Raw genomic sequence first — 3044 nt, 5'->3', positions numbered from 1 at the left:
CGCTGGCTGGATTTAAACCTGCGGGTGTACTGTGCGAATTGACCAATGATGATGGCAGCATGGCGCACGCGCCAGAAGCGATCGTGTTTGCTAAGCAACATGATATGCCGGTTGTCACCATTGAAGATCTGGTGGCGTATCGCCGTCAGCGTGAAACACGTCACGCCAGCTAACTGAATTGATATAGAAAAAGAGGCCGGATAGTTATCTATCCGGCCTCTTTTTTTGTTTTAGCGATTGGCATAAAACACATGATTGCCAATTACCACAGTACGTTCAAAGGCATGGCGCCAGGCTGGTTTAGCGTGGTGCGCATGGAAGAACGTTGCGCCTTTGGTCACGTCCTGCAATTCCCCTTCAACGATCTTCTGTGCCAGCTTTCTGGCACGTTGCCAGCTTTTATCTTCCTTGGGTGGATAGCGATAAGGATTTTTTTTGAGAGACGTCCAGGAGAATTGTTTAGGTGCATACACTACAGGACAGATCTCTTTGACATCCCAATTGGCCCGGTTCATGGTCACCGTGCCAACCGCTATTTGTCCTTTAATCGGTTCGCCACGCGCTTCATGGTAGATATTCATCGCCAGGCACAATATTGCTCCCTGAATTAACATACATTCCAACTCATGTTTCTAAAACCGGGTGGAGTTTATGAAGTAGATTCATTGGATGTAACAAGACCAGTCTCGCTCGGTCTTATGTGCGGGCTATATCACTGATATGTAAAAGAAGCGCGTGGAATATTGAGACCTGTCTTATCTGAATTTTCCCGCTTTAGATTATTCAAATTCCCTGAAAGAGATCATCATACTTATCAGCGTTAATCCCCCCATGAAAGCGCGTATCGTAGCGGTTAACAAAGCGACACTTCGTCAGAGGATTAATCATGAGCACTACACGCATCCCTGCGCTGTTCCTTGGCCACGGCAGCCCAATGAACGTACTGGAAGATAATCGATATACTCAAACCTGGCAGCATTTGGGCGAAACATTGCCGCGTCCACGCGCGATTCTCGCGGTTTCGGCGCACTGGTACATACGCGGTACGGCAGTGACGGCGATGAGTAATCCGCGCACCATCCATGATTTCGGTGGCTTCCCGCAGGCGCTGTTTGAAGTGCGTTATCCTGCGCCGGGATCGCCAGAACTGGCCCAGCAAGTGATTGATTTACTTGCGCCGGTAGCCGTTCATGCCGATCAGGAGTGGGGTTTTGATCATGGTTCCTGGGGCGTGCTGGCAAAAATGTATCCCGAGGCCGACATTCCGGTCGTGCAATTGAGTATCGACGGCACTAAACCTGCCGAATGGCACTATGCATTGGGGCAAAAGCTGGCGTCATTGCGAGATGAAGGTGTGATGATCGTGGCCAGCGGTAACGTAGTGCACAATCTGCGTATGCTGCGCTGGCAGGGTGCGGAAACCGCGTATCCGTGGGCGGTTAACTTTGATCAGCACGTGCGTGAGAATCTGGATTTCCAGGGCGAAGCAGCGGATCACCCATTGGTGAACTTTATGCAGCATCCGGATGCACAGCTTGCAAACCCAACGCCGGAACACTATCTACCGCTGCTCTATATTCTTGGGGCGCGTGCTACTGATGAAGCGCTCAGCATTCCCGTGGAAGGTATGGAGATGGGCGCGATCAGCATGATGTCGGTGCAGATTGGTTAATGCGTGTGGCCGCCCGAAGATTGCGGGCGGCACAGCGTTTACTCAATAAAGGTATGCGGATAAAAGCGCGACAGATCCTGAGTGATCAATGCACGATCTTCGCGTATACCGATACCGGCAGGTTGATCGTCAATCAGCCAGCTACCGATCAACGTGTAGCTATCACCAAATTTTGGTAGCTGATAGAACTGCTGGATAATCATGCCTTCTTCGCCATACGGGCCATCGGCACGTGCGATCTCCTGACCGTTCTCAATGATGCGAATATTGGCACCTTCACGTGAAAACAGCGGTTTCACTACGTATTTATCCATCTGCGGCGCGTTCTTATCATCTGCAAAATAGGCGGGCAGCAAATTGGGATGATTGGGGAACATTTCCCACAGCAGCGGTAACAGCGCTTTATTAGAGATGATGCTTTTCCATGCCGGTTCCAGCCAGCGCACGCCCGCGTCTGCCAGCTTGGTGGAGAACACTTCGCGCAGCATGAATTCCCACGGATAGAGCTTGAACAGATTGCTGATGACCTGATCGTTTACATCAGTAAACTGGCCTCTTTCACCCAGTCCAATCTCATCTATATAGAGAAACTCGCTCGGCAATCCGGCTTCGGTGGCGCAGTCCTGCAGATATTGCACAGTGGCGCGATCTTCTTCGGTATCACGACAGCAGGAGAAGTGCAGCCAGTTGAAACCGAACTGCTGATGCAGCGTGGCGAAGCGCTCGATCAGCTTCTCTTGCAGGCTGTTGAACTGGTCACTGCCCTGCGGCAGGTTGCCCGCTTTGACCTGGTCTTCCAGCCAAATCCATTGAAAGAAGGCGGCTTCATACAGTGAGGTTGGCGTGTCGGCATTGTTTTCCAGCAGCTTAGCGTCACCTTTGCCATCCCATGCCAGATCAAGGCGCGAATAGAGCGATGGCTGGCGCAACTTCCAGGAGTCGCGCACAAAATCCCACGTGTGCTTAGGAATGCAGAATCGGGTGAGCAGCTCGTCACTGTTCACCACTTTCTCCACCGCTTGCAAACACATCTGGTGCAGCTCGGCGGTGGTATCTTCCAGCTGTTCAACCTGCGCTAGCGTGAATTGGTAGTACGCATCCTCACACCAGTAAGGTTCGCCATACATGGTGTGAAACTGGAAACCATATTCGGCTGCTTTTTCACGCCAGTCAGGACGTTCAGGGATTGCAATACGTTGCATGCTGCGGCTTAGCCTCCCAGCGAGCGGCTGCCGGTGCCAGAGGCACTGCTGCGCTGCATGGTGTTCTGTTTTGCCACGCTGTCACCAAAGCCGCCACGCGTGATGGTGGAAGTGGTAGCAGGTTTCGGCGCCATTGCTGTTTTCGGCACGTTGATGGTACGGCCTGATGT

The 3044-nt window shown here is 52.1% G+C and carries 5 protein-coding genes; 2 read left to right on the top strand and 3 right to left on the bottom strand.

What is annotated here, in order from left to right; translation table 11 throughout:
* Positions 1 to 173, top strand: a 173-nt coding sequence (locus RTY00_RS22760; protein ID WP_312666430.1) for a 3,4-dihydroxy-2-butanone-4-phosphate synthase, incomplete at its 5' end; no start/stop codon positions are given.
* A 57-nt stretch (positions 174 to 230) separates the two neighbouring features.
* Here the strand turns inward: RTY00_RS22760 and RTY00_RS22755 are convergent.
* Positions 231 to 614, bottom strand: a complete 384-nt coding sequence (locus tag RTY00_RS22755) for a cell wall hydrolase (protein ID WP_312666427.1) — start codon at positions 612 to 614, stop codon at positions 231 to 233.
* A 272-nt stretch (positions 615 to 886) separates the two neighbouring features.
* Here RTY00_RS22755 and ygiD point away from each other — a divergent pair, with 272 nt between their 5' ends.
* Positions 887 to 1672, top strand: coding sequence for a 4,5-DOPA dioxygenase extradiol (gene ygiD / locus RTY00_RS22750; RefSeq protein WP_312666425.1), 786 nt, complete (start codon positions 887 to 889; stop codon positions 1670 to 1672).
* Between the two features lie 38 nt (positions 1673 to 1710).
* Here ygiD and RTY00_RS22745 read toward each other — a convergent pair whose 3' ends face one another.
* Together RTY00_RS22745 and RTY00_RS22740 are read right to left on the bottom strand one after the other, a co-directional pair.
* Positions 1711 to 2874 carry a glutathionylspermidine synthase family protein gene (locus RTY00_RS22745; RefSeq protein ID WP_293798300.1) on the bottom strand — a complete coding sequence of 388 codons (1164 nt, stop codon included), beginning with the start codon at positions 2872 to 2874 and terminating at the stop codon, positions 1711 to 1713.
* 8 nt (positions 2875 to 2882) lie between these two features.
* Positions 2883 to 3044, bottom strand: a 162-nt coding sequence (locus RTY00_RS22740; protein WP_312666428.1) for a DUF1190 domain-containing protein, incomplete at its 5' end; no start/stop codon positions are given.

The sequence above is a fragment of the Pantoea sp. CTOTU49201 genome, assembly GCF_032054795.1.
GTDB lineage: Bacteria > Pseudomonadota > Gammaproteobacteria > Enterobacterales > Enterobacteriaceae > Pantoea > Pantoea symbiotica.
This window is presented reverse-complemented; position numbering and strand designations above follow the sequence as displayed.

What these genes read in the sequence shown, in the direction of transcription:
- RTY00_RS22755 (WP_312666427.1), bottom strand. Translation starts at nt 614, where the DNA reads ATGTTAATTCAGGGAGCAATATTGTGCCTGGCGATGAATATCTACCAT.
- ygiD (WP_312666425.1), top strand. Translation starts at nt 887, where the DNA reads ATGAGCACTACACGCATCCCTGCGCTGTTCCTTGGCCACGGCAGCCCA.
- RTY00_RS22745 (WP_293798300.1), bottom strand. Translation starts at nt 2,874, where the DNA reads ATGCAACGTATTGCAATCCCTGAACGTCCTGACTGGCGTGAAAAAGCA.